Source organism: Fructilactobacillus sp. X7R9C1 (assembly GCF_059901005.1).
The window spans coordinates 1-433 of record NZ_JBWXVG010000048.1; the positions used below are offsets into that span (position 1 = coordinate 1).

Here is a 433-nt window from a genome sequence, read left to right on the forward strand (position 1 = left end):
TTGAGCCGTTAGCTCAGTTGGTAGAGCATCTGACTTTTAATCAGAGGGTCGGCGGTTCGAACCCGCCACGGCTCATTATTTATATAAATAGCATGTATGCCGACTTAGCTCAGTTGGCAGAGCACCTGTCTTGTAAACAGGGGGTCGGAGGTTCGAATCCTCTAGTCGGCATTTATGCGGAAGTAGTTCAGTGGTAGAACGCCACCTTGCCATGGTGGAGGTCGCGGGTTCGAATCCCGTCTTCCGCTTATGTCAATTTATAATGCCGGGGTGGCGGAATTGGCAGACGCACAGGACTTAAAATCCTGCGGTCAGTGATGACCGTACCGGTTCGATCCCGGTCCTCGGCATATTATTATGCACCTATAGCGCAATTGGATAGAGTGTCTGACTACGAATCAGAAGGTTGTAGGTTCGACTCCTACTAGGTGCA

The 433-nt window shown here is 50.3% G+C and carries 5 tRNA genes; all 5 read left to right on the top strand.

The window, feature by feature from the left end:
• Positions 1–2: 2 nt before the first annotated feature.
• Positions 3–75, top strand: a tRNA-Lys gene (locus AC6UD0_RS07350).
• A 23-nt stretch (positions 76–98) separates the two neighbouring features.
• Positions 99–171: transfer RNA gene (locus AC6UD0_RS07355), tRNA-Thr, on the top strand.
• A gap of 5 nt (positions 172–176) precedes the next feature.
• Positions 177–248 (top strand) — tRNA-Gly (locus AC6UD0_RS07360).
• 16 nt (positions 249–264) lie between these two features.
• Positions 265–350: transfer RNA gene (locus AC6UD0_RS07365), tRNA-Leu, on the top strand.
• Between the two features lie 9 nt (positions 351–359).
• Positions 360–433: transfer RNA gene (locus AC6UD0_RS07370), tRNA-Arg, on the top strand.